The sequence below is a fragment of the Vibrio sp. Y20_XG_PY13 genome (assembly GCF_024181925.1).
Classification (GTDB): Bacteria; Pseudomonadota; Gammaproteobacteria; order Enterobacterales; family Vibrionaceae; genus Vibrio; species Vibrio parahaemolyticus.
The window spans coordinates 216,636-241,188 of record NZ_JAMZAL010000003.1; the positions used below are offsets into that span (position 1 = coordinate 216,636).

The 24,553-nt window shown below is 48.4% G+C and carries 16 protein-coding genes; 8 read left to right on the plus strand and 8 right to left on the minus strand.

Annotated features, from left to right (window positions below; all coding sequences use genetic code 11):
• Position 1: 1 nt before the first annotated feature.
• Together NL646_RS09985 and NL646_RS09990 are read right to left on the minus strand one after the other, a co-directional pair.
• Positions 2-1,834: an IucA/IucC family protein gene (locus tag NL646_RS09985; RefSeq protein WP_253664170.1), complete on the minus strand. Its 1,833-nt coding sequence runs from the start codon at positions 1,832-1,834 to the stop codon at positions 2-4.
• Positions 1,831-3,042 (minus strand): acetyl-CoA carboxylase biotin carboxylase subunit family protein, encoded by a 1,212-nt coding sequence (locus NL646_RS09990; protein ID WP_023584467.1) that lies wholly within the window; start codon positions 3,040-3,042, stop codon positions 1,831-1,833. The genes NL646_RS09985 and NL646_RS09990 overlap by 4 nt, the downstream gene beginning before the upstream one ends.
• A gap of 247 nt (positions 3,043-3,289) precedes the next feature.
• Here NL646_RS09990 and NL646_RS09995 point away from each other — a divergent pair, with 247 nt between their 5' ends.
• The 6 genes from NL646_RS09995 to fecE all read left to right on the plus strand — a co-directional run bounded on the left by NL646_RS09995 (position 3,290) and on the right by fecE (position 11,381).
• Positions 3,290-5,326, plus strand: a complete 2,037-nt coding sequence (locus tag NL646_RS09995; protein ID WP_238803606.1) for a TonB-dependent siderophore receptor — start codon at positions 3,290-3,292, stop codon at positions 5,324-5,326.
• A 122-nt stretch (positions 5,327-5,448) separates the two neighbouring features.
• The gene (gene pvuA, locus NL646_RS10000) at positions 5,449-7,587 is read left to right on the plus strand and encodes a TonB-dependent siderophore vibrioferrin receptor PvuA (RefSeq protein WP_015313673.1); all 2,139 of its coding nucleotides are present in this window, start codon (positions 5,449-5,451) and stop codon (positions 7,585-7,587) included.
• A gap of 101 nt (positions 7,588-7,688) precedes the next feature.
• Positions 7,689-8,612 (plus strand): Fe(3+) dicitrate ABC transporter substrate-binding protein FecB, encoded by a 924-nt coding sequence (locus NL646_RS10005; RefSeq protein ID WP_253664171.1) that lies wholly within the window; start codon positions 7,689-7,691, stop codon positions 8,610-8,612.
• Positions 8,609-9,646, plus strand: a complete 1,038-nt coding sequence (locus NL646_RS10010) for an iron ABC transporter permease (RefSeq protein ID WP_062907451.1) — start codon at positions 8,609-8,611, stop codon at positions 9,644-9,646. The genes NL646_RS10005 and NL646_RS10010 overlap by 4 nt, the downstream gene beginning before the upstream one ends.
• Complete coding sequence (locus NL646_RS10015; protein WP_253664172.1) at positions 9,643-10,614, plus strand: iron ABC transporter permease; 972 nt, start codon at positions 9,643-9,645, stop codon at positions 10,612-10,614. The genes NL646_RS10010 and NL646_RS10015 overlap by 4 nt, the downstream gene beginning before the upstream one ends.
• A 2-nt stretch (positions 10,615-10,616) precedes the next feature.
• The gene (gene fecE / locus NL646_RS10020) at positions 10,617-11,381 is read left to right on the plus strand and encodes a Fe(3+) dicitrate ABC transporter ATP-binding protein FecE (protein WP_005500016.1); all 765 of its coding nucleotides are present in this window, start codon (positions 10,617-10,619) and stop codon (positions 11,379-11,381) included.
• A gap of 118 nt (positions 11,382-11,499) precedes the next feature.
• Here fecE and NL646_RS10025 read toward each other — a convergent pair whose 3' ends face one another.
• Entirely contained in the window at positions 11,500-13,386 is a 1,887-nt protein-coding gene (locus NL646_RS10025) for a methyl-accepting chemotaxis protein (protein WP_015313668.1), read from the minus strand.
• A 416-nt stretch (positions 13,387-13,802) separates the two neighbouring features.
• Here NL646_RS10025 and NL646_RS10030 point away from each other — a divergent pair, with 416 nt between their 5' ends.
• Positions 13,803-16,550 carry a pitrilysin family protein gene (locus tag NL646_RS10030; RefSeq protein WP_253664173.1) on the plus strand — a complete coding sequence of 916 codons (2,748 nt, stop codon included), beginning with the start codon at positions 13,803-13,805 and terminating at the stop codon, positions 16,548-16,550.
• Positions 16,551-16,607: 57 nt separating this feature from the next.
• Here NL646_RS10030 and NL646_RS10035 read toward each other — a convergent pair whose 3' ends face one another.
• Together NL646_RS10035 and NL646_RS10040 are read right to left on the minus strand one after the other, a co-directional pair.
• Positions 16,608-17,060 (minus strand): polymer-forming cytoskeletal protein, encoded by a 453-nt coding sequence (locus tag NL646_RS10035; RefSeq protein ID WP_017447171.1) that lies wholly within the window; start codon positions 17,058-17,060, stop codon positions 16,608-16,610.
• Positions 16,964-17,917 carry a M23 family metallopeptidase gene (locus NL646_RS10040; protein ID WP_005455166.1) on the minus strand — a complete coding sequence of 318 codons (954 nt, stop codon included), beginning with the start codon at positions 17,915-17,917 and terminating at the stop codon, positions 16,964-16,966. The genes NL646_RS10035 and NL646_RS10040 overlap by 97 nt, the downstream gene beginning before the upstream one ends.
• A gap of 473 nt (positions 17,918-18,390) precedes the next feature.
• Here NL646_RS10040 and NL646_RS10045 point away from each other — a divergent pair, with 473 nt between their 5' ends.
• Positions 18,391-20,118 (plus strand): hypothetical protein, encoded by a 1,728-nt coding sequence (locus NL646_RS10045; RefSeq protein ID WP_253664174.1) that lies wholly within the window; start codon positions 18,391-18,393, stop codon positions 20,116-20,118.
• Between the two features lie 81 nt (positions 20,119-20,199).
• Here the strand turns inward: NL646_RS10045 and NL646_RS10050 are convergent, their stop codons facing one another.
• From NL646_RS10050 to glgX, 3 genes are all read right to left on the minus strand, one after another.
• Positions 20,200-21,408: a multidrug effflux MFS transporter gene (locus tag NL646_RS10050; RefSeq protein WP_029829519.1), complete on the minus strand. Its 1,209-nt coding sequence runs from the start codon at positions 21,406-21,408 to the stop codon at positions 20,200-20,202.
• Positions 21,405-22,049: a recombinase family protein gene (locus NL646_RS10055; RefSeq protein WP_187265225.1), complete on the minus strand. Its 645-nt coding sequence runs from the start codon at positions 22,047-22,049 to the stop codon at positions 21,405-21,407. Before NL646_RS10055 ends, NL646_RS10050 begins: the two co-directional genes overlap by 4 nt.
• Before the next feature lie 243 nt (positions 22,050-22,292).
• A complete protein-coding gene (glgX, locus tag NL646_RS10060) occupies positions 22,293-24,284 on the minus strand; it encodes a glycogen debranching protein GlgX (RefSeq protein ID WP_203485925.1) in 1,992 nt (663 codons plus the stop codon).
• Between the last annotated feature and the right edge of the window lie 269 nt (positions 24,285-24,553).

The following is a 24,553-nucleotide window of genomic DNA, read 5'->3' on the forward strand; positions in this document are numbered from 1 at the left end:
TTTAACGTACGCTTTTTTTGATGGCTTCTAAGTAGGCGCGTTGCGCTTCTTCGCTAGAAAGCAGCAAGAAGTTCGGAGCCGACAAACCATAGAACTTATTGATGTCACTCGCGCCGGAGGCTTCTTTCGAGAGCAAACTGCCAGAACTCAACAAGTACTTGGCGTACAAATCAGGCGCCTCTTGCAGTAGCTCGCGTGCCAGTTTTGTCTCTAACCCTCCGCTTTCTAGTCGGTTGAGTTGCTCTGCAATGCTTTTGGCCACGATGGCGTAAAGCGATGCTGAAGAGGCAATGCCCTTCGCTGCCATGGCTTCTACAATCGCTGCAATATCCAGTTGTAATGTGATGGTGGTAAACATCTGACCGAGCGCCAATTCATTGTCGACTTTGATGCGTTGGTCGAGCAGTTCATCACAATTTACAGGAGTTGTTCCTGTGCCGTGTTTTTGGGCTGCATGCTCTGTTGCAAAGTGGAAGCGCTCTGGCCAAATTCGCGCTGCGTCGTTGTCTTTCATCGCGAGCGTCATTTTGCCCTGTTGATCAAATGCAACGATGGCGTTTTGTTGGTTGGACTCCAATGCGATGCCATAACGAAGCCACAAGGTGAGGTGCACTTGGCATAATAGGTCGACGTAATCTTGGAACCAAGCCAGCGTATCTTGTTGATAGTACTGCTCCGCCAAATGTTCTAAAAACAAGCGACCGTCAGGCATTGGGCTAGCCAGTGCTGCAACCGGAACTAACGCTTTATCTTCGCAATGAGTAAGTGGGTACTCACGTACGATGTACGCGAAGGTTTTATCCTCACCGACGTGCCCACCGTGCTTTTCGTTGCAATGGAACAAGCGAGTGTTTAAGTCGGCGTCCGTTTGCTCAAGGTGGCTGAGTAGACGTTCAAACCAGTGGCCGTCATACAGTGTTGAAGGCTTGATTAAGCGAATGTTTTTCGTGCCTAGCGATCGCATGATCAGCGGAACTTTGATGTGAATGTGCGGCGCGTCGTTGACTACCACAGTACGAACGGAAAGCGTTGGCGTCACGTCTAGGTACGTAAACGGCGCTTCTATCATGCCTTCGGGTAAGGCTTCTAAAGAGCGAAGGGTGAGCGGATGCGCAGGGAACAGTACGTGGCTCAGTGCAAAATCAGCAGGAAGCCCCACTTGCTCCATCGTCGGCCAGCAATCAGGTTGTCCGCTGGTTAATGTCACCAGTGATTTTTCAATCGCAATCCAATGCAGAGCAAAGCTTTGTGCGAACTCGGGCGCGTACTCAGCAAGGTCTTCATCGCTCAGACCAAACTTCGCCCGCGCAGTTGGATAGTACGGGTGATCGAGGTAAGAAGCAATCTGGTCGGCAAGCAGTAGCTTTTTATGCCAAGAACCAAGCTCGGATATTGGTTGAGAAATGTGGTCGGCGTGGTGACGAAACGCTTGGTCACACAGTGCTTTGTGTTTCTCTGCGCATTCCAGTTCTTGAAGATATCCTGCTAATAATTCGTGAGAGCTCTCATGCGCCAGTGTCGTTAGTAGCGCAATCCACTCTTGATAATGCTGCTGATGCTCGACCTGGCCATTTTTCTCCACCCACCAACCTAGCGGCGCTTGGCCATTGGTTTGGCCGTAACACCAATGCTGCATGTAATACGTTGGCACAACAGGTAAATAGAGCGTGAAATCCGGATTATCAAAGGTTAGCCAGACTTGCTCGCGTTGAGGAACAATAACCCCTTTGGGTGCGGCGCTACTGAACTTGGCGTTCGATAAAATGCCAAACATGTCTTCGCGCAGGCAAGTATCGATCAATCGTTGGGTTAGGTATAAAGCGTTGTGATTCATGCTGCCACCTCGCGAGTCGGAGCTAGATTGAAATTGTTAAGCGCGTTCTGCAGTGCTTGGTCGAGGTTTCGCCCCGATGGTGAGACAATCGAAATTCGGGCGAGATAATCCTTGTTTGAATAACTCTGTTGGAAGAGTTCTCCCGCGGTTTTTAGTACCTGTTGCTGGGTGATGACATCGCCATCGTGTTGGATGAAGGAGGTCGAATCTCCATCAATAACACCACTGTGTTCCGCAACCACATAGTGCACGTGTGCTGAGCCATGAATTTGGTAATCGCCGTCCAATCTTCGGCCCAAATGCAGACCCAAAATTGTGCTAAACCAACCGAAGTGAGCGAGATTGTTGAGTAAGAATTCGCGACCATCTCCAATGCTGCGATAGTTGATTTCCACCAGAACTGGGCCGTTTTCCGTGATGATAAATTCGCTGTGGCAAACTCCAAAGCCAACGCCGAACGCTTTCAGTTGAGCCAAGCAAGCTTCTCGGTGAGCAATGCCGTTTGGTCCGTTCCAGTCTGCGGCCGTTTCGATAAAGTAAGGCGGTTCAGAGAGCGACACATCAAAACCGCCCACGGCGATAAGGCGCTCACCATCTCCCAGAGTTTCGAGCGTAACCAAAGGCCCTTGAAGGAATTGCTCCACCAGAATGGCGGCGTTTGGGTGTTTTTGCCAAAACGCATCGCAGTAAGCATCGAGCTCGCTTTGGGTGTCACAGCGCTGCACATCTAAACTCGCCACGCCTTCTTTGGGTTTTGCTACGACAGGGAAGGCCATGCCTAATGCCACATTCGAATGGCGGTGCAACAAACAGCTTTGTGTGTTGGGTAGGGCTTTTTCATTCAACACTTGTCGAGTTAAGTGTTTGTTTTTGGCCTTTAACGTGACAGACCAATCTTTGGCCGGTAGACCAAAAAATTGTGCGCAGATGGCGGTGGAAGTTTGTAAGTGATCACTATTGCTGAAAATAGCGTCAGGTTTTAACTCATTCTCAGTGATGGTTTCGATGATCTCCAAGGGATTGAAGACATCGCACTCTAGAATGGCATCCGGATTAAAGTGACTATCACGACTTGCCAGCTCTAAATGGCTGAGCTTGTGATCGGTGATAAGAACGACGTGGAGGTCCATCGCTTTAGCTGCAGGCACGAAGCCGTGAGTGACTGCATCATTAACGACATGACTTACGATAATCATCGTAGATTTCATGAGCTTTCCTAATTTTCTAACATTTCCTAACGTTGATACTGTCTGCTCACAGTCGGCTTCCAATGTGCCTCTCGCGAGGCTACGGGGCAGAAGGTTTGGTCTTTATTGTTATTGTGTTTGATTTTTTGTTGTTGCTTGTGTTTTTAGGGTAAATAAATATAGAGCATAAAATTAATATTGCAAATGTAAATAATATTTGTTCTTATTTCTATCCATTGGCTTTATAACAACTAAACGGAATTATGGAATGAATAAATTATTGACCCTGACCCCTTTGGCGGTCGCGATTGGTTCTTCACTAGTGGCACCAAGCGCAGTGGCTTCAGAAGAGACAAACTCAACCCCATCAGCAACCGAAACCATTCAAGTCTACGGACATCAGTACGAAGGCTACGCTGAACACATGCCTCAATCGGGCACCAAAACCGATGTGGAATGGCTTGATGTGCCGCAAGCGGTCTCGGTGGTGACCAAAACAGAAATGCAAGATCGCGGCGCGGTGCGCTTAGTGGATGCGTTAGATGGGGTGGCTGGGGTCAATAACACCTTGGGTGAAGGCAGCCGCGATCAGTTCATGATCCGTGGTTTTGATTCACTCAATGATATGTACCGTGACGGCATGCGAGACGACGGTACGTTGCAGTCTTACCGCAGCTTGGCGAACGTTGAGCGCGTTGAAATTGTGAAAGGCCCGGCAGGCGCGCTGTATGGCCGTGGCTCGGCAGGTGGCATCATCAACTTGGTGACGAAGCGCGCAAACGGCGATAACTTCACCCACGTAAAAGGCAGTGTGGGCAGCAACAGCCAGTATGTTGGTCAAGTCGACAGCTCAATGGCGTTTTCCGACAAGGTCAACGGACGTATTAATTTGGAATACCGTCAGGCCGATTCTTACGTCGATCATGTTGATTCGAACGATTTCTTCATCGCGCCGACCATTCGCGTGTTGCCAGCGGACGGTCACACCATTGATATTGACGTTGAATACGCCCATCAAGAATTAGTGCCATATCGTGGTGTGCCATCAAAAAATGGCAAGCCAGTTGATTTGCCAGTGAGTACTTACTTTGGTGGCACGAACGATTATCAGGAGTCGGACAGTCTTCGCGTTGCAGTGGACTACGAATGGCGTTTGAACGATCAATGGGTATGGAACAACCGAGCGGCGTTCAACCATATCGAACTTGAGCAAAAAGGCACGCGTCAGGGCAAAGTGACGGGCAATGAAGTGTCTCAAACCGTGAACAATTTTGGTTACGATCCTCGTACTACAACCACTTTGCAATCTGAGCTGATTTGGGAAACCAACGACAACCAATTGATGTTGGGTGCGGATTTCAACCAAATTGATATCGACCTGACGTTGGCAAGTGATAAAACGCTTCCCCCGCAAAATATCTACAACCCAGTTGTGGGCCCAACACCCGATCCGGGCTTCAAACCATTCCGTGACAATACCACCACAACCACGGGTGTGTACGTACAAGATGTGTACACGTGGGGCGACCTTTCTGTGATCGGTAATGTGCGTTACGACTCGATGGATCTCGAACAGCAAAAAGCGGGCGCAGGAAAGGAAAAATTGGACGATGACAAAGTCAGCTACCGCGCTGGTTTGGTATACCGCATCAATTACGACACCTCCGTTTACGCCAGTTTAGCGCGCTCTTGGCAGTTGCCGTACGCAGGTATCTACATCAATCCAAAGTTGGCGGAATTCTTCCATACCGACTTAAAAGAAGTGGGGGCGAAAGCGTACCTGCTGGATAACGCATTAATGTTGAATGCGGCACTGTTCCAGATCGACCAAGAGCAGCCACAAACCAACGTGGACGGCGATGTTATCGACAAAATTGAAGTACGTCACCAAGGCATTGAGCTAGAAGTTCGCGGCCAAATCACCAAACAGTGGGACATCTCTGTTGGTTACAGCTACTTGGACGCAGAAGACAAAGCCACAGGTAAAAAGCCGAACGATGTGTCAGACCACTTGTTCTCCCTTTGGAGCACTTACCAATTGGATGACAACTGGCGTTTGGGTGGCGGCGTGAAATACGTGGGCGACCGTTATGCAGGTAATGACGAAGCCGTCGCACTTGGCGATTACACCACGGTGGATTTGATGGCGGCGTACACCACTGGTCGTCACAAGATCCAAGCGAACGCTTACAACATTTTGGATGAGAAATACATTCTTGGCGCAACAAACGGCACGTCTGGCCTAAACCAGATTGGCTACGGCGCACCAGCCGAGTTCATGCTTAGCTACGGATACCAGTTCTAGGCTTGTTGTGCGTAGTTGGCGCACGTTAGCCGATTTTTTGCCTCTTATTGAGGATGTTTTAGCCCCGAGAGCCTACGGGAAATGTTTTGCCCGAGGCTCAATTTCTCGCAAAGGAGACCTTAATGTCTTACCAGAATTTGGATGGTAAAGTGCGTGTACGTGCTGGTTTGTCTACCACTTACAGTGTGCTCGCGATTGCTATCGCTTCTGCCACCTCCATGAGCGCAGTTGCCGCTCCTGCCGCAAAAAACGAAACCACCGTGATGGAAACGGTGGTTGTCACTGGCAGCGTGATTGGCAACTCTGACATTGAAGACGTCAAAGAGTACCCAGGTGCTCGTACCGTCATTACCCGTGATCAAATTGAGAAAACCGCAGCGGGTTCGATTGATAATGCGCTACAGCGCGTTCCGGGTATTAAAGTTCAGGATGAAAGCGGAACGGGCGTATTGCCTAACATTTCCGTACGTGGTTTGAAAGCAAGTCGAAGTGGTCATGCGCAGTTCTTGATGGACGGTGTGCCGCTAACGCTCGCGCCATACGGCCATACTGGTCAGTCTATCTTCCCAGCAACGCTATCGATGCTTGATCGTATTGACATTGTACGCGGTGGTGCCGCAGTGCAGTACGGTCCAAACAACGTCGGTGGTGTGATCAACCTAGTGACCAAACCGATTCCACACACTTGGCAAACTGAAATCAGCAACCGCCTTACCGTGTTTGACGGTGGTGATGCGCCGCTGAATGATTTTTACCTACGCACGGGTGGCTGGTTAAGCGACACATTCGCGCTGCAGTTGGAAGGTAACTTTCTAAAAGGTGAAAGCTTCCGTGAACATTCCGATACGGACGTGAAGAACTTTCAAGCTAAAGCACAATGGCTACTGAGTGATACTCAAGAGATTCAAGCATTCCTGCAACGTTACGATGCTGAAACGCAAATGCCGGGCGCACTTTCGCCGCAAGATTACGAGCAAGATCGTCATCAATCGAAACGCCCGTACGATGATTATGAAGGTAAGTCGACGCGCTGGAGTGTTAAGTACATCCACGATTTGCCATTTGCCGACAGTGCCGAGCTAGAAGTGCTAACGTTTGGTCACAAATCAGAGCGTCTTTTCAAGTGGGGCTTTAACAGTGCGGGTGGCCATTGGGCGGATCCGGCTCTGCCTGCGACAGACGTTCGTACCTCTCCACGTGAATTTACCGTGTACGGCATAGAGCCGAAAATGGCGATGTATTTTGGTGAAGGCAAATCCGTTACCCAAAACTGGATCGTGGGTACTCGTTATGTTAACGAAGACATTGACTACAAACTCACTCAGACTCCAATCGCTGGTGGCGCAACCAAAGTGCCGCGTGATTGGCATTTAGATACGGATGCGTTTGCTGGTTACGTCAGTAACGAGATTGGCTTGTTCAACGATACGTTGAAGGTAACGCCTGGGCTGCGTGTTGAGTCGGTTCGCATGACGTTTACCGATCGCGGTAAAAAGCAAACGGCAGACAACAAGGTGACCGAATGGCTGCCGGGTTTGACGGTGGCATACAACGTGACCGATCAGTGGGTAACGTATGCGAACGCGCAAAAATCGCTTCGTGCGCCACAAATTGCCTACATCCGAGGCTTGGGTGAAGAAGGCAGCGAACTGGCTTGGAACTACGAAGTCGGCGCGCGTTACACCCAAGATGCGACCAGTTTTAACGCTGCACTTTATCGCATCGATTTTGAAGACCAACTGCAATGGCAAAGCTCAACACAGACCTTCGATAACATCGGAAAAACACTTCACCAAGGTTTAGAACTTTCTGCTCGTTACGTGCCTGAAGTTTTACCTGCTCTGAGCTTGGGCGCAAGTTACAACTACCTCGATGCCACGCTTGAAGAAGAAGGTGCGAATAAAGGTAACCAGCTGCCTTACACCTCTAAACATCAACTTGGTTGGGATGCGACCTACGCGTTTTACGGCATGGACACCACTCTATCGGGCTTCTACTTCAGTGATTCGTATACCGATAACGCCAACACCAGTGCCGAAGACGCAACAGGTGCAACGGGCAAAGTGCCGTCTTACATGGTGTGGAACTTCAACTTAGGTACGGATTTATACAAAGACGACAAAGGCAAGTTACGCATGAATGTTGCAGTAAACAACTTGTTTGACGAGGAGTATTACTTCCGTGGGATTGATACCAGCCCTGTTGGTCGATACCCAGCTCCGGGACGCTCTTACACACTGGATCTGAACTATCAGTTTTAAGCGTTTCGTTCACCGAGTTTGAAAAGAAAAGTCGCCAATTTACCTTGGCGACTTTGCCGATCTTAGGTACTGGAAAACTCTTAGCACTGGAAAAAAGCAAGATGAAAAATAAAAAACAATTTACGATCAAACACTTTTCAACCGTTTTGTTGATGCTGTTGAGCTCAGCTTTGATGTCATTTAGCGCATTTTCTCAGGCGCGCAGCGTGCAAGATGAGCAAGGCACTTTTGAGCTAGAAGCGATACCTCAACGTATTGTGGTTTTAGAATTTTCGTTTGTCGATGCATTAGCGGCCGTCGATGTCTCACCGGTAGGCGTTGCCGATGACAACGATGCCACACGAGTCATCCCTGCTGTTCGCGCCAAGATTGAACCTTGGCAATCGGTCGGCATGCGTTCACAACCGAGTTTAGAGGCGATCGCGGTGCTCAAGCCTGATATGATCATTGCCGATGCCGAACGTCATCGCGCTATTTATCAAGATTTGCAGCGAATTGCGCCAACTTTGTTATTAAAAAGTCGTGGTGAGACATATCAAGAAAACCTCGAATCTGCACAGAAAATCGGGGTTGCGATTGGCAAGCAAGCGCAAATGACACAACGCATTGAGCAGCACAAACAGACCATGGCAGAGTTCAAACAGCATTTTTCTACACAAGAAACCATTCAGTTTGGTGTGGTTTCCGATAAAGGGATGTGGCTGCATAGCCCGGTTTCTTACGCTGGTGGCGTTTTGAGTACACTAGGTATCCAAAGCCCGCTGGCTCCGTCTGAGCAAAATGCTTATATCCCAATCAGCTTCGAACTTTTACTAAAAACCAACCCTGATTGGTTACTAGTTGGACTTTACTCTCAACCAAATATCGTGGATGAATGGCGCAAAAATCCATTATTTAAGCTGTTAACTGCGGCGAAAAAGCGACAACTGGTCGAAGTCTCTCCGGAGCTGTGGTCATTAAATCGTGGCATGTTGGCGGCGGAAGAAATTGCCCGCAACCTTGAAGCGTTATTGGGGCGCTCATGAGTGCGTCGATAATCTCAGAAAGCCCGACTTCGGTTAGCAAACCGCATTGGAAAGCGAGCTTGTTTGTCTGTGCTATGGCGTTGTGTACGCTGTCAGGCTATACCGCCTCAATGATTGGCTGGTCTAACTTTTCCTTGAGTGGTAATGATCTGACAAGCTATTGGTTTGCGTTTGATGAGGGCAATATGCTGCATCAAATTCTTGCGACGTTGCGCGCTCCTCGCACCTATGCTGGGTTATTGATTGGCGCTTCGCTTGCGGTATCTGGCGTGCTGATGCAAGGGTTAACTCGCAACCCTTTGGCGTCGCCATCCATTCTCGGCATTAATGCTGGTGCGGCGTGTTTTATGGCCTTGGCCTCCATCGGCGTACCATTCTTTAGTCAATTGAACCCAATCATCAACGCAGTATTCGGCGCGCTACTAAGTGGTGGTGCGGTCATGTTGTTGGGTGGTTTTTTCTCTGCGCGCTCTCACCCATTGCGTTTGGTGCTGGCAGGCATTGCCATCAGTGCGCTGCTGATAGGGTTGACTCGTGCGTCGGTAATTTTGGCGGATGACATGGCTTACAGCGTGTTGCATTGGTTAACGGGTTCACTCTCTGCGGTAGATTCTCAGCAGTGGCAGCAACTGTGGCCTTTTGCGACTTTAGGTTTGGTGCTCGCCATGGGATTAGCGCGAAACTTAAATTTACTCGCGTTGGGGGACGAAGTGGCTGTCGGGTTGGGTGGTAACATTCGTCTTACTCGATTAATCAGTGGTTTAGCGGTTGTGCTGTTGGCGGGTACTAGCGTGGCGATTGCTGGGCCAATTGGCTTTGTCGGGTTGTTAGTGCCGCACTTGGTACGCCCGATTGTTGGTCACAACTATCACATTCTCATTCCGGTTTCCGCTTTGTGTGGCGCGGCATTGGTGACGTGGTCAGATGCTTTGTCACGCGCGATTGCCTTTCCGGCCGAAACGCCGGTGGGCGTGATTACCGCACTGTTGGGCACTCCTTGTTTTATCGCGATTGCAATGAGGAAATCATCATGATGAATCAAACCAAACTGATAGCACTGCTTGGGCTTTTGCTGATTGCGTCGTCTCTCACGCTGTTTGTTGGCGCGGCGAATCTGTCGGCTCAACAGGTTTTTGCATTGCTGTTTTCTTTCTCTGATTCGGGCTTTGTGATTCACCAATATCGACTGCCGAGAATGTTGCTCGCCATTGGCGTGGGCGCTGGATTAGGGCTATCAGGCGTTTTAGTGCAAGGCGTCATCCGCAATCCACTTGCCTCCCCAGATTTAATGGGGATAAGCTCAGGGGCAGGGCTGGCGGCTACCGCTTGCTTGGTGTTGTATCCGAATGCGCCGGTGGCAATGTTGCCGATGGTCGCTATGGCGGGAGGTTTGCTTGCTGCAGGCTTTATTGCTGTTCTGGCTTATTGGTCGAAGCCAACACCTGCGCGTTTGGCGCTGATTGGCGTTGCTGTCAGCGTATTTTTAGCCAGCGGTATCGACTTTCTTCTGATTGTGCACCCTATTGAAATCAACACGGCGATGGTCTGGCTAACGGGCAGTTTGTGGGGACGAAACTGGCAACAAGTACCGTTAATTTGGAGTGCTCTATTGCTGCTACTGCCATTGGCGTTTTGGCTGGCATGGCGGTTAGATGTGATGGGACTGGGAGAAGAAAGCGCCACTACACTTGGCACGAAACCAAGACAGATCCAAATTCTTGCGTTGATTGCTGCCGTGCTATTGGCGAGCATCAGTGTGTCTGTGGCAGGCACTATCAGCTTTGTTGGCCTGCTTGCGCCGCATCTTGCGCGTTTGCTGTTTGGTCACAATCACAAGTTATTGATTCCTGCTTCTGCAACCCTTGGCGCGCTGTTGGTGATTTGCGCCGATGGTCTAGCGAGAGGCTTACAGCCACCAATTGAGCTGCCAGCGGGTGTGCTGACTTCTGTTATTGGCGCACCATATTTCATTTTTCTTTTGTATCGTTATCGAGGTTGGTAAGCATGTTACGAACGCAGAATTTATCCGTCGCGTACGGCAAACAGACTATTATTCCGGATCTCTCTTTGTCGATTCCTCAAGGTAAAATTACCGCGCTTGTTGGCCCAAATGGTTGCGGTAAGTCGACACTATTAAAAACCTTGGTACGCATCAATAAACCAGCTTCTGGCGAAGTGTTGTATGACGATAAACCGCTAAGCAACTACGGCGATAAACGCTTGGCGCGTTCGTTGTCTTTACTGCCGCAGATTCTTGTCAGTCCTGAAGGTATTACAGTCAGAAAACTGGTCGAATATGGCCGTTCGCCTTATCTCTCTCACTGGGGGCGGTTAAGTCAGCAAGATAAAGCGTTGGTCGAGCAAGCAATGCAAGATACTGGCGTGATTGAGTTTGCTGACAAGCCAGTTGAATCGTTGTCTGGCGGTCAAAGGCAAAGGGCGTGGATTGCGATGGTAATGGCGCAAGATACCGACGTAGTGATGCTTGATGAGCCAACCACTTACTTGGATCTCTCTCACCAAGTTGAGCTGATGAAACTCATGAGGCATATGAACGACAAAGGCAAAACAGTGGTCGTAGTGCTACACGATCTAAACCAAGCCTGCCGTTACTGCGATCATTTGGTGGTGTTGGAAAAAGGTCAGTTAGTCACGCAGGGAACGCCGCAAGAGGTACTGACAGAAGGCATGTTGGCATCGGTGTTTGATTTACAAGCGAGAGTATTTAACGATCCAATCTCAGGCACGCCGATGTGTGTGGCGGTGTAGGTCTTACGTCTTTCGAAAGCTATCTGCAATAAAAACGCTGAGCCATAAAAACAAACCCCGCTAGTAACAAAGTTGCTAGCGGGGTTTGTTGTTTTTAAGATCGTTCCTAACGTGGCGTTTAAGCCAGTTTAAACGTCGCTACTTTCGAGTTGAGATCCTCTGCTTGCGATTTCAGCTCAGCAGATTGATTCATCGATTCTTCGGCACCAATCACCAAGTGATCGGTCACATCTTTAATGGACGTGACGTTTTGTGTGATTTCATTGGTTACGTGCGTTTGCTCTTCGGCTGCGGTCGCGATTTGTGTTGCCATATCGCTGATCAGCGCAACGGCCGCGTTGATTTCATCCAGAGCCAGTGCTGCGCGATCAGCATCTTCTACCGAACCTTGCGCGAGCTGAGAGCTTTTATCCATGATAGTTACAGCGCGTTGTGTGGTTTGCTGCAAAGTCTCGATCGTCGAGCGAATCTCTTCGGTTGAGGTGTGTGTGCGTTGTGATAGCACTCGAACCTCGTCTGCAACTACGGCAAAACCGCGACCTTGTTCACCTGCACGCGCCGCTTCAATAGCCGCATTCAGAGCCAGTAAGTTGGTTTGCTCTGCGATGTCTCGAATCGTTGATAGCACGGTAGAAATGTCTTGCGCGTGCTGGTTGAGCTCGCCGATGACAACGCTCGCTTGGTTGACTTCAGAAGACAAATTGTTGATGGACGACTTGGAGTTGATCACTAACTCATGACCATTTTGTGTGCTCGCTGAAGAGTCTTGAGCGGCTTTAGCCGTCTGCTCTGCATGCGCTGCAATCTCTTGCGTTGCCGATGCCATTTCAGTCACAGCGGTCGCCACCATAGTGATTTCTTGTTGCTGATGGTTCAGATCAGAAACCGACTGATTCGCGCGAGTCGTGCTCAGCTCTGATTGTTGGCTTAGTTCTTCCGCTTGGTGACGAATGTGACCTATAAGCTGCTGTAAACTTTCGACAAACTGGTTGAAGTTTTCAGCCAGCTCACCAACTTCGTCACGGTTTTCTACTTTGATGCGTTGAGTCAAGTCGCCGCTACCGTTAGCGATTTGCGAAAGCGCATTCGAAACGTTGTAGAGTGGGCGGAACAAGATGTTACATAGCAGGTTAAACAGCGCCACACAGATGATAACCACGATAGCCGTCGCGATAATTTGATCCCAAACGGCATCGTAAAGTGGTGCAACCAACGAGTTGTGATCCAACACAGTTACCGTCGTGAGCTTGGTGCCCTCAATTGGACGCGCATAAATCACATAATCGGTGCCGCTGATCGACACGCGACGTTCAGTGCCTGAGCGTGCAGCGTTGGTGATGTCGTTGTTGTTTAAGCCCAGTTTGCTAACTGGTTGGTTTAGGAGCTTGCTGTCGTTATGGGTGAAAATATTGCCCTGATCGTTGGCAATAAACATGTAGCCTTCACCCGGTAGGATCACTTGGTTGAGGCTGTTTAAAATATCTCCAATTTCGACATCTGCACCCAGTACAGTTGTTTGGCCGTGCAGTTGTAACGCCTTACCGAGCGACACTACATTCGCACCAGTTGCAGCAGCAACGGTCGGGTTATCCATAAAGACTTTCGATGGATTGGCAATGGCGTTGGTGTACCAGCCCCACTTGCGAGGATCATTATTGCCTGGCGGTAAAATCACCCCATTGGCGTTGTTTTGTGAGCCGTCTGGGTAAGCGAGGAAGACGTTATCGAACGCGCCAGAATCTCGTACCTGCTTTAGGTGCGTCACGATGGCTCGTTTTTCTGACTCAGCAGAAAGGGAGGTGAGTGCTCGCTCTTTAGAGAGTAGCCAGTCACTTACGTACTGGTTGTATGACGCGCTGGTGCTTTCCAGACGCTGGGCAACTTCCGCATCCAACCGTTGTAACGAATCTCGAAAAGACAAGCCTTCGACTAACACGCCCCCAAGGATGATGGCAGCACTGGCCGAGATAGCCAGTTTATTCTTCAGTGATAAATTTTTGAACATAGCAGCGATTAATAGATTTTTTGTACCCAAGCAGCCTTAAGTGTCGGGCTTAATGCCCATTGACCTAAAAGCGCGGGGTAGTTTGTTATTGGTTATTTTCATTCGTATATGATCCGGCGTCGTCGCTGAAAAGCGGTTTTGACGCCGAAATCATCGATTGATTATATTTTACTGCTCAAAATAAATACTGGCGCTATGTCGCGAATTTGAGCTTTATAAGAAATAAGAACCTAATACGAGAGCGGCTTGTTTTATGTATTTGTAAAGTAAGGATTTGTTGTGTTTTGTAAATGATAATTGATTTCATTAAATGGTGATTTAGATCACATTTGGGCAGTAAATAATCCATTAAAAATGTGAAGGTCATGGAACGAGGATTATATTGATCGGCTTAATCATAGTTATGAGCAATAGTTATGCGCAGTATATTGTTAGTCCCCGCGTTATTGTTGTCAGGGTGTGCTCTGACACAACAATCTTCGCCGATTCAGCCTGATGCCAACTGGCACGTTAATCAGCTATCCAATGGAATGAAATACCACATCTATCCAACTCAAGACCAAGAAGTTTCGGTTCGTTTGGTGATGCACATTGGTTCGTTCCAAGAAGAAGCCAATCAAAAAGGCTACGCTCACTTCGTTGAGCACATGGCATTTAATGGCAGCACACACTTTACCGGCAATGACGTTGTTAAGCTTTTTGAGCAATCTGGCGGCAGTTTTGGCGCAGATATCAACGCGTTTACCACCTATCAGCAAACCTCCTATAAGCTCGACTTGGCCAATAACGAGAAGCTTGAAGATGCCCTGACTTGGATGCGAGACATTGGAGACGGTTTAGAGTTCGCTCCTGCTCAAGTTGAAAAAGAGAAAGGCGTTGTCTTGGGTGAATGGCGACGCGCCAATCCAGATGATAAGTCGTTTTCAATGCACGCGTATGAGGCTTCGATTGAAGGAACGCCTTACGCCGAACATGATCCAATCGGTACTCGTGATGCAATTGAGAACGCGACGTCAAATGGGCTGAAAAACTTCTACGAGAAATGGTATCAGCCGCAGTATGCCGAGCTGATCGTCACGGGCAATGTGGACGCTAAGTCGCTTGCTAACATCATCAAGAACAAGTTCTCGAACTGGGAAAGTACCTCAGATATCGCCATCGAAAAGCGTCGTGACATTCGACTCAATACTCAAGACGAAATTCTGCCAAGCAACTCGATGGAGTCACCAAGCTTGCATTTGGTGATTGAACGCGGCGATCTTCGTCGCGAAACGGTCGAGCAGCAACACGCAGAGTGGCGAGACGAAGTGGCCATTCAACTGATTCAACAGCGTTTGATCAGCCTTCTCAATGATGCCGCCGAGCCTTACCAATACGTTTATGCGCAGCCTTACTACTCGAACTACCAACGCCTGATGTCGGCGGGTATCTCATTTTCGCCTGACCGCCGTGAACAAATGCACCAAATTTTCATCAGTGCGTTGACGTCACTTCGCGATTACGGCGTGACACAAGCTGAGCTAGAGAGCATCACATCTAACTGGCATGGCGAACTGGCAAATCTTGATTCTGATTGGAGCAAACGCAAGCCAAATAGTTACGCGGAAGCGCGTATTTTCCAATTGGAGCAAGACAGCGTAAGCCAATCAAAAGAGAGCTATGCGCAAAGCTTGGCAGCTTTTTTGGATAAAACGACGCTAGAGAGCGTAAACGCGCAGTTAAAAGAGCTGCTGTCTAATCAACCAAGCTTTGTGATTGGCATGGGCAAAAGTGAAACGCAAGCGCAGTTTGCTGATGTATTCACTGCGCTCAACAGCGCCTACCTACAAGCTGGTGAAAAGCCTTCGGGCATGAACGCCAAAGCGGAAGGCTTCCTGCAACCAGCTGAGGAAGGCAGCATCGTTAGTATGCGTCAAGCTCCGGGTGGTTTTCAGGTTTACACCTTATCAAACGGTGTGGATGTTTGGTTCCAAAAAGACGCAAAAGCCGGTGGCCGCGCTTACATCTACTTCACTAGCCAAGGGGGTAAAGCAGCCCTAGATAAATCGCTTTATCCAGCCTATGAACTGGCTGCCATGACCGCTGTTCGCAGTGGATTAGGAGAGTTTTCTGGCTCAGAGCTGGATGCCTACTTGCGCACGAACAATATCGCTTTTGGTCCAATACTCGAGCCAACAGTGCATGGCGTTCAGGTTACGACGCAAAAAAATCGTCTAGTTGAAGCTTTGAATGGCTTGTACAACCTTTCTACCGAAATCAAGGTTGATGAACGCCAGCTTGCTGCGGTGAAACAAGAGTTTAAGCAAGAGCGCAGCGCTTTCTTGGAATCGCCTATGGGTAAGCTTATCCAAGTAGCGAACACCAGCGCTTATACGCCGGATAGTCGTCATCGCTTACTGAGCAGTGATGGTGCCGATACCGTCACGCCAGAGCAGATTCTTGCGGTGCATGATCAACTGTTTAAAACCGATCATGGTTACAAAATGGTGATTGTTGCAGACGTTGAGCCTGAGCAAATTACGCCGCTTCTACGCAAATACGTGGCATCAATTAAGATGAAGCCGGGTAAAGCTGTAGATTATCGTGTGTCATTTAATGATGAGCTGCCAGCGCGCTCGGTCGTCACTGATGGTCACGAGCCTTCATCGTTTTACCTGCTGCGTTTTACCAACACCGATAAGTACAACCGTACGGCAAAAGACACGGTGACAGAAGACATTCTGGAGCGCATCAGTACCGCACGAGTGCTGGAGACGTTCCGTGAAGAATCAAGCTTAGATTACAGCCCTAGCATTTATACGATGACGCAAGATGGTGAGCCGATTTCGGACTGGTTGTTTGAATCGCAGGTGGATCCAAAAGATGTGGGTTTGATGGATAAACTGTTGGATAAGGTTTTCGACGATCTCGCGACTAACATTACCCAGAAAGAAGTCGACACCGCGGCCAAGCAGCTTGCTGTCGCGATGCAAGGATTGGGTGACAACCCTGGTTCTCGCGCTTGGGTTTACAGCCGCTACCTTGCGCACGACTACGGATTGGATGTTGTGTTGGATGTGGAGAAAGCCGCTAAGAGCGTAACACTAGAAGAAGTGAAAGCAGGTGCGGCATCGGCGTTTGGTCCGAATGCCAAGCGTTCTGCGCTGATTCTCAACCCGATGTAAAACCAGACATTGGATCCAAACAGTAAAACAAAAAAGACGGCTTAATCGCCGTCTTTTTTATGCGCTTTTGCGCGCGAGTCGCTTTTCAGTGTTGGCGCTGTTGTCTTTCGCCGTTGCGCTTTCTTGCACTTTGCCTTTCAGGCTGACCACTTCTTTTTCTGGCAATTCTGCTGCTTCACCGAAGAACTTACCGCCCGGTTCAATGCTCAGATTGTTGCTCCAGATTTTGCCACTGACACGGCCTTTAGTGAGTACTTGGATGTGCTCTGCGTGACAGTTTCCGTCCAGAATACCATTGATGATCAGCTGCTTGGCATACACATCGCCAGTGACTCTACCGCTTTCTGCAACGACTAACGTGCCTTCGACATTCAGTTGACCATCGACGATGCCGTCAATCTGGACGTCGTTTTCTACTTTGAGTTCTCCGCTAACAGTACAGCCTTTGGCGATGAGAGTTGAAGCTGCTGAGCTACTCGTTGTTCCACGGTTTTTATCAAAGATTCCCATCGTATTTTTCGCTCCTTAGTAAAGATATCTTCAAAATTATTAAGGCTCCAATCAACAAACGGTTTTGGGTTCAATGCTCGTCCGACAAAGCGCACTTCGTAGTGCAGATGTGGGCCAGAAGAGAGCCCACTGTTGCCAGAAATCCCAATCAAATCGCCTTTTCTTACGAATTGGCCGCTTTGCACTTTGAATTTCTTTAAGTGCGAGTAAGAACTGGTAAAACCGAAAGAGTGCTGTAGCCTCAGAAAGTTGCCAGAGCCGGTATTGCTGCGACGAGTGACTTCCACCACGCCATCGGCAGGGGCATAAATTTTTGTTCCGATGTTCACCGCGAAATCTAATCCGCGGTGCATTTTCGCTACCTTGGTGACAGGATGAATACGTTTGCCAAAACCGGATGAAAGTCGAACTTTACCCACAGGCGAACCGTTTGGAATTTGATTGAGCATCAGCGTTCGTACATTCGAAGTGATCGCTGCTGAATCTAGTCGAGTATCCAAATCTTCATTGGTGGCGTGATTGTCCACGCCAAGCACTTTTTCTAGCTCGCCTAAGCGCTCGGAAACCAACTGAACCCGCTCCTCTCGCTCTGAAAGGTCGTTTTCTAGTTCAGACTTCAACGCCTTTAATGTACTGAGCTCTTCGCCCATGCTGCGTGAGTGCTCGGTGAGCTGCGCTTGTTTCATCGCTGCGCTATCGACCCGCGCGTAGAGATGGTTTATGAGAATGGCGGTAGCTGCCAAAGTCAGTACAAATAGCCCTAAAAAGGTTTTTAGGTTGCGTTGCATCCGTTTACTGAAATACCAATGCTTGGAGCCATTGATGGTTGATATCGAGATCGTCAGTTGGTCTTTCATCATGTCGTAATGATCGTATTCTGGTATAAGCCTCGTCACTGAGTGAGCTCGACTGTAAGGAAAACCACAGGGGACTGCCAGAGGCAAATTGGAAAGAAGTGTCAGGTCGTGAGCCGTTTTCCGATATTTGATAAAAGACTCAGTGCGGATTTAATGTTGAGTTAATTTTGGTCGGTGTTGCATGTTTGGCACTTTAGAGTGACGAAATTACCAATAGTATGAATGTGCAATTCAACATACTTCACGGTTTATCCTATAAATTGCGGATATTTTAAGAAATTAATATTCATTAAATTGATAACTGGCGACGGATCTTTATGATGACGGTTGATATGCCGATAGAGCACTCATTAGCCAGTGTTTGGCGGTGTAGGAGAACTGTAATTCGTCTCTACAGAACTCGATTTATTAAGGCTTAAAACTCGAATGCAAAACGCATTTACGAACCGATATAACTAACAACGGAGTTGGTCGTGAAAAAACTATTATTGGCTACAGCAGTGGTCGCAGCAGCGGGGGCCGCTGGGTACCTGTACCAAAATAACCTTCCTCAGAGCGGTTCAAGCTCACTATTGGCGCAAATCCCAGCCGATTCGCTCGTAGTTACTTTCCAAACAGAACCTTTCAAACACTACGAATATGTGAACGCGTTTGGCTCTGCCAATCAAATGACCATGTCTGATATGTTTGTTGGTGAGCAGCTGTCACCAAAAGAGCAGTTTGCGATCGATTTGTTTGACGGATACTTAAAAAGTGCTGCGTCGCCAGAAACTTTGAAAGCGTACTTAGGTACAGGCGATGAGATCAACCCAGTGCTTTACACGCTCGGTATGGTGCCAGTTTACAAACTGCCAATCGAGAATCCAGAGGCGCTTTGGAAAACGTTGGATCACGAAGAGCAAATGAGCGGCGTGACACACGAAAAAGTGAAGCTGGGTACGGTGGAGTACCGTCGTTATGAAATGACGGATGCAGTAGATCCGCAGGATGGCATTGGCTTAGTTGTGGCGGTTATCGACAACGTGCTAACCGTGACGGTGGATATCGCGGAGTTGGGTGATCTTAACCCGTTGAAAATGGCGCTGGGTCTTGAGTCTCCAACCCAATCATTAGCGGATAGCGGTCGTGCTGAAGCCATCCAAACTCAGTATGGTAAAAACAACAACTCTTTTGGCTACATCGACCATCGTGAAATCATCAAAGGTTTAACCACTGTTGATGGCAACATGTTTGCTCGTCAATTAACTCGTCTTAATGTCGATCCAAACATTACGGAAATGCGCACACCAGTTTGTCATAACGAGTTTACGCAAATTGCAGAAAACTGGCCTCAATCGGTGGCGTTTGCGGAGTACAAGCTAAACGGTGAGCAAGCGTCAATCAAAGGCGGCTTTGTTGTTGAGTCGAAGAACAAAGTGATCGTCGATGCGCTTAAATCGATTCGTGGTGTGTTAACCGAGTCTAACAGCGATAAGAGCTTCTTTAGCTTGGCGCTAGGCATCGACATCAACACGCTTGCGCCATCGATTGGTCAAATTTGGACAGAGATAACTCAGCCACAATACCAATGTGCGCTGCTGAGCCAAATGCAAAAAGACATGGGCGGACAAAACCCGGCGGCAGCGGTGAGCATGGGCTCTGGCATGCTGAATGGGTTGAAAGGGTTGAGCATGCAACTGTTCGATCTGAACATCAATCCTGATGCACAGTTTGGCGAAGTGTTTAGCCAAATGGATGGCATGTTTACTCTGTCTGCGAAAGATCCAAACATGTTGATTCAAACTGCGCAAATGCTAGTTCCTGAATTGGCGCAGCTTCAACTGCAACCAGACAACCAACCTGTGAACGTAAGTGACTTGTTAGAGATGCACACTGGCATGAAGATGGACGTGTTTGCACGCTTAAATGGCAGCCACCTAACGCTATACAGCGGCGAGTACGCGGTAGAAGCAAGCAAGGACGTGATGGCTCAAGAGTTGAAGCCAAACGGTTTGTTGAGCTTTAGCATGGACTCAGAGCGTATTCTGGAAGTGTTAGAAAAAGCATCAATGGCGACAGGCCAGCCTCTTCCTAAAGACGTGCTAGTGAGCTTCCAAAACGAGCTAACGGGTGGCATGAAGATGGACGTTACTGACAAAGGCATCGGTTTTGAGTTTGATTACCGCAGCTCGACCAAAAAGGTGAGCGTTGCCCAGCAGTAAACGCAACAATACTTGAAACCCCTACGAAAACGCCCACGAAATACAGTGGGCGTTTTTCTTTCTTCAATTAAGTCGGTGACATTAGCTGGCTTTCTCTGCCACCTCTCGGTGTTGTTGCGCTTCTTCAGTGTTGAACCCACGTAGAATATTGGTCAAGGTGATGGCGGTAAACAGCACTACAACCAACGACAAATGCCACGCTTCACTCAATCCAAGTTGCACCAGCGTCATACTCACCAAGGAAGAGACCACCATTTGACCGCCGCCAGACATGGCTGCCGCCGCGCCCGCTTGCTCTTTGTATGGTTGCATCACAAGTGCTTGTGCACAAGGCAACGCAATGCCATTGCCAAGAATCATCAACAATTGTCCAATCATCAAATACAAGGGTTCTACCGGGCAGAAAAACAACCACAGTGCCGCACTGATATGCAAAACAGGTGTGCAAAGCAACATTTTCTTATTTCCGATGACGGGGCGTATGCGGTTACAAATGGTTGTGCCGCCGAGCATACCTAACGCGGGGATCAGTGCCCACATGGCGTATTCGTCCGATGTCATCCCGATTTGGTCTTGCATGATAAAAGGCATCACGGAGACGGTCGTGATCATCAAGCTGAAGTTGAGCCAACTGATGCTCGCAAAGCTCATAAAATATCGAGACGAGAGCAAATCACGATACTGCACCAACATTTTGGTTGGAGAGGGGATTGCAGAGCGTCGTGTGATGGTCTCTTTGAATCGAAACGCAATGATGATCCAAGCGAGTGACACGTAACCCAACAATGAAATGAACACCATACTCCAGCCAAAGTGGAAGTTAATGAACCCACCAATCACAGGAGCAATCAACGGCGTGATGGACGCTGCCATAGCAATGTAAGACATCGCGACGGGAAGCTCATTCCCACTAAACTGGTCGCGAGTAGAAGCCCGAGCCAACACCGCGCAGCAACCCGTCCCCAAGCCTTGCAAAAAGCGGCCTAAGACCATGCCAGTAAACGTATGACTCCAGAAAATGATCATCAGCAAGCCGGACATTGCGATCAGCAAACCAGCGAGTAGCACTTTCTTGCGCCCTAATGCATCGGACATAGGGCCATAGATGAACTGGGAAGGGCCAAATCCAAGTAGATAAATACTCACGAGGAGCTGCGCTTGATCGAGTGAAACTGAGAAGTCTTTGGCGATCCAAGGTAGGGAAGGCATCACTAAACCCATGCTCAGTTGGCCAACACTGATGATCAAACATGCCAATAGAATCGTGCGGAAATTGATGGGACGTTTCATGATGATTCACCATCGGCGAATCCGGCATTTTTTCGCGTTCTTAGAGCGCCATCTTCATCAAACTCGCTCAATTTTGCTTTGACTCGTTTAACCGTCGACAAGCTGACATCGCATTGCTCTGCCACGCTCAACAGCGTGTTCCCTTCTAATAGTAACGCCGCGATGAGCCGATGTTTTTCCCGGTCAGCAGGGCGGCCACGGAACTTCTGTTTCCACAAATCCGGTTGATCTTTAATGGCTTGGCGGCCTTGCTCTGCAGCGAACAACCGATGCTGAATTTGCACCTTTCCATAACCTGATAGCAAAGCGAGTAACGTTTTCGTCTGTTCTGAGTCAGGTTCAAACGTCAATGGTTCACACACGGTTTTTAGTGTGACGCCTTTTTCAAGTAAGGCTCGAATGGCGTTGAGAGCCTGAGTAAAATCGCGACCAAATGCTGTCAGCCACCACATCACGATGGTATCGCCAGATTGAATCGTATTGCTAAGTTTTTGAAACGCTTCTCTTTCTGAAGGGGGAACGCAGCCACGAATTTTATCTTCAAAATGCAGCGCATCAGGAGCGGCCTCGCGCAACGCGGCAAGGTGCTCACGGTGGGCTTTGTTTTTTGGAGAGTAGCGCGTGTAGATATAAGTCGTCATGACCGCATTCCTCATTGGGCTGGTTCATATACTGTAATGGTCCATAAATATACAAGGGTTCATTAATGCTTACAACACTAAATGAGCCATTTAAGTTTTCTTAGAGCATATCCCAATTATCTAGGTGATGAGTTTTATGGCTGATTGGTGTTCAAAGATGTATGTTGGGGTATCTGTCTGCAAGCAATGAAAAAAGCCGATACAGATGTTTGTATCGGCTTTTTGTTTTAGGTGTTGTATTGGCTAGCTTTGCAATGGCTCACCTTGTGGCGAATTTGGCTTTGGCTGGTAATGCAAAATCACCATTGAGGTCGGTGACAGCAAGACTTCACCTTCTGCGTGCCCAGGATTGAGGTTGCGCACATTGGTATCACAAATCGTTACCCATTCTTGATTACGCTCGTTTGGCAGCTTAAATCGCGCAGTGGCGTTCGTTTGGTTGATGAGGTAAACCAACTCTTGTCCGTCTTTACCAATGCCTAAGTGAAGCGCTACGGAGCTTAATCGGTTCCAGTCGTCGTGTTCCATTAATCGGCCATCGGTTCGACGCCAGAAAATGCGGTTGTTGTTGCGATTTTCGCCGCTGAAAGCACGGATGAAAGGCACCATGTATTGGTGACGGTTTGCGACCATTTGCGCCATCCAAGTTTTGAAGTGCACTTTGCGCTCCGTCTCGCTCCAGTTGATCCAACTGGTTTTATTGTCTTGGCAGTAGGCGTTATTGTTGCCACCTTGCGAGTGTGACAATACATCGGCGGTCAAAATGTGCGGAATACCAAACGCAAAGAGCAAGCTCGCAATCAGGTTGCGTTTTTGCTTCTCACGCGTGGCGATGATCATGATGTTTTCCGTCTCGCCTTCTACGCCGTAGTTTTCTGAGCGGTTGTCACCGTGGCCATCGCGGTTCTCTTCGCCATTGGCTTCGTTATGTTTGTGCTTGTAAGAGACTAAATCTTGCAGCGTGAAGCCATCGTGGTAAGTGATGTAATTTACCGTGAGTTTGTATGGCCAGTTGGCGGCGCTGTAGATATCGCGAGAGCCCATAAGGCGAGTGGCAAACTCTTTCAAATAGCCTTGATCACCACGCCAAAAACTGCGGGAAATATCGCGCAGCTTGTCGTTACATTCGTTCCAACCAAATGGGAAGTTACCAACTTGATAGCCATTAGGGCCAATATCCCACGGCTCGGCAATCAATTTGGTTTCACGCAAAATCGGGTCTTGAGCGACGGCTTTGAAAAATGCCGCTTCCGGGCTGTAATCATCCCCTTGACGTCCCAAAGTGGCGGCCAAATCAAAACGGAAACCGTCGATTTTGAATTCGCTAACCCAGTAACGCAGCGTGTCCATAACCAGATTCAATGCTGGTTGATAGGTGAGATCGACCGTGTTGCCACAACCTGTGTAGTTGGCGAAGTGATTGCCGTGTTTGATGTAAAAGCGAGAATCGAGCGCTTTGAGATTAAACACCGTCGCCCCTTCGCCTCCTTCTGCTGTGTGGTTGTAAACCACATCCAGAATCACTTCGATCCCATGCTTGTGCAGCTCACGAATGGTGGTTTTGAGCTCGGTTACCGCGTCTTTTTCTGCGTAACGAGGATCGGGCACCATAAACAAATAAGGGTTGTAACCCCAATAGTTGACTTTACCCATCTCCAATAAATGTGGCTCATGCATGCACGCGGCGATAGGTAGCAATTGCAACGTGTTGATGTTTTGCTGTTTGTAAAACGCCAGCATTTGAGGTGAAGCAAGGCCAAGATACCGCCCTTTGGTGGTTGCACTGACTTCTGGATGTAATTGGGTAAGCCCTTTGACGTGCGTCTCAAACAGCACCATGTCCTCTCTCGGGATACGAGGATGATCCGTCTCCTGCCAGTCGAAAGTGTCTTCAATCACGACGCATTTCGGCATATCAAAACTTTTGGCTGGAGTATAAGGAGGATGGTAGTGAAGGGCTTTATCTAAAGATTTGGCGTAAGGATCGGAGATGAGTAATGGTTCATCTCTATGTGTGACAACGTAACCATATTTTTGCCCCGGTTTGATATCGGGAATAAAGGTATGACGTATACCCGCATATTCATTGGGTAAGTCATGCAAACTATAGCTGCCATCGCTTGCAAACAATGCCAGCTGGATATCTTTTACACCCGGAGCATGAATAGAGAAGTTACAGCCTTCTTTATTTAACGTTGCGCCTAGGGGGTAGGGGCGAGAGAAAAGTCGTGTCATCGGAGATACTTTATTTATTATTTATTGCTACCTTTAGGAAACTATAAGTTAAAAACTTTGTCTTACTAAGGTCAACCACCTTAAATAGAAAAATATTCGTGTAATTTAATTACTTTAGATGACGACTTCGGGTCAAAAATATGAATTAGCTATCACTTTGTAGCGGCTCAAAACCGAAGAAACTTACTAATTCCTCCCTAGATTGGTGATCTGACTCGAAAAAACACCATGCGGTAATTTCTCTACTCCCTTCTCATCCCCCCTAAATT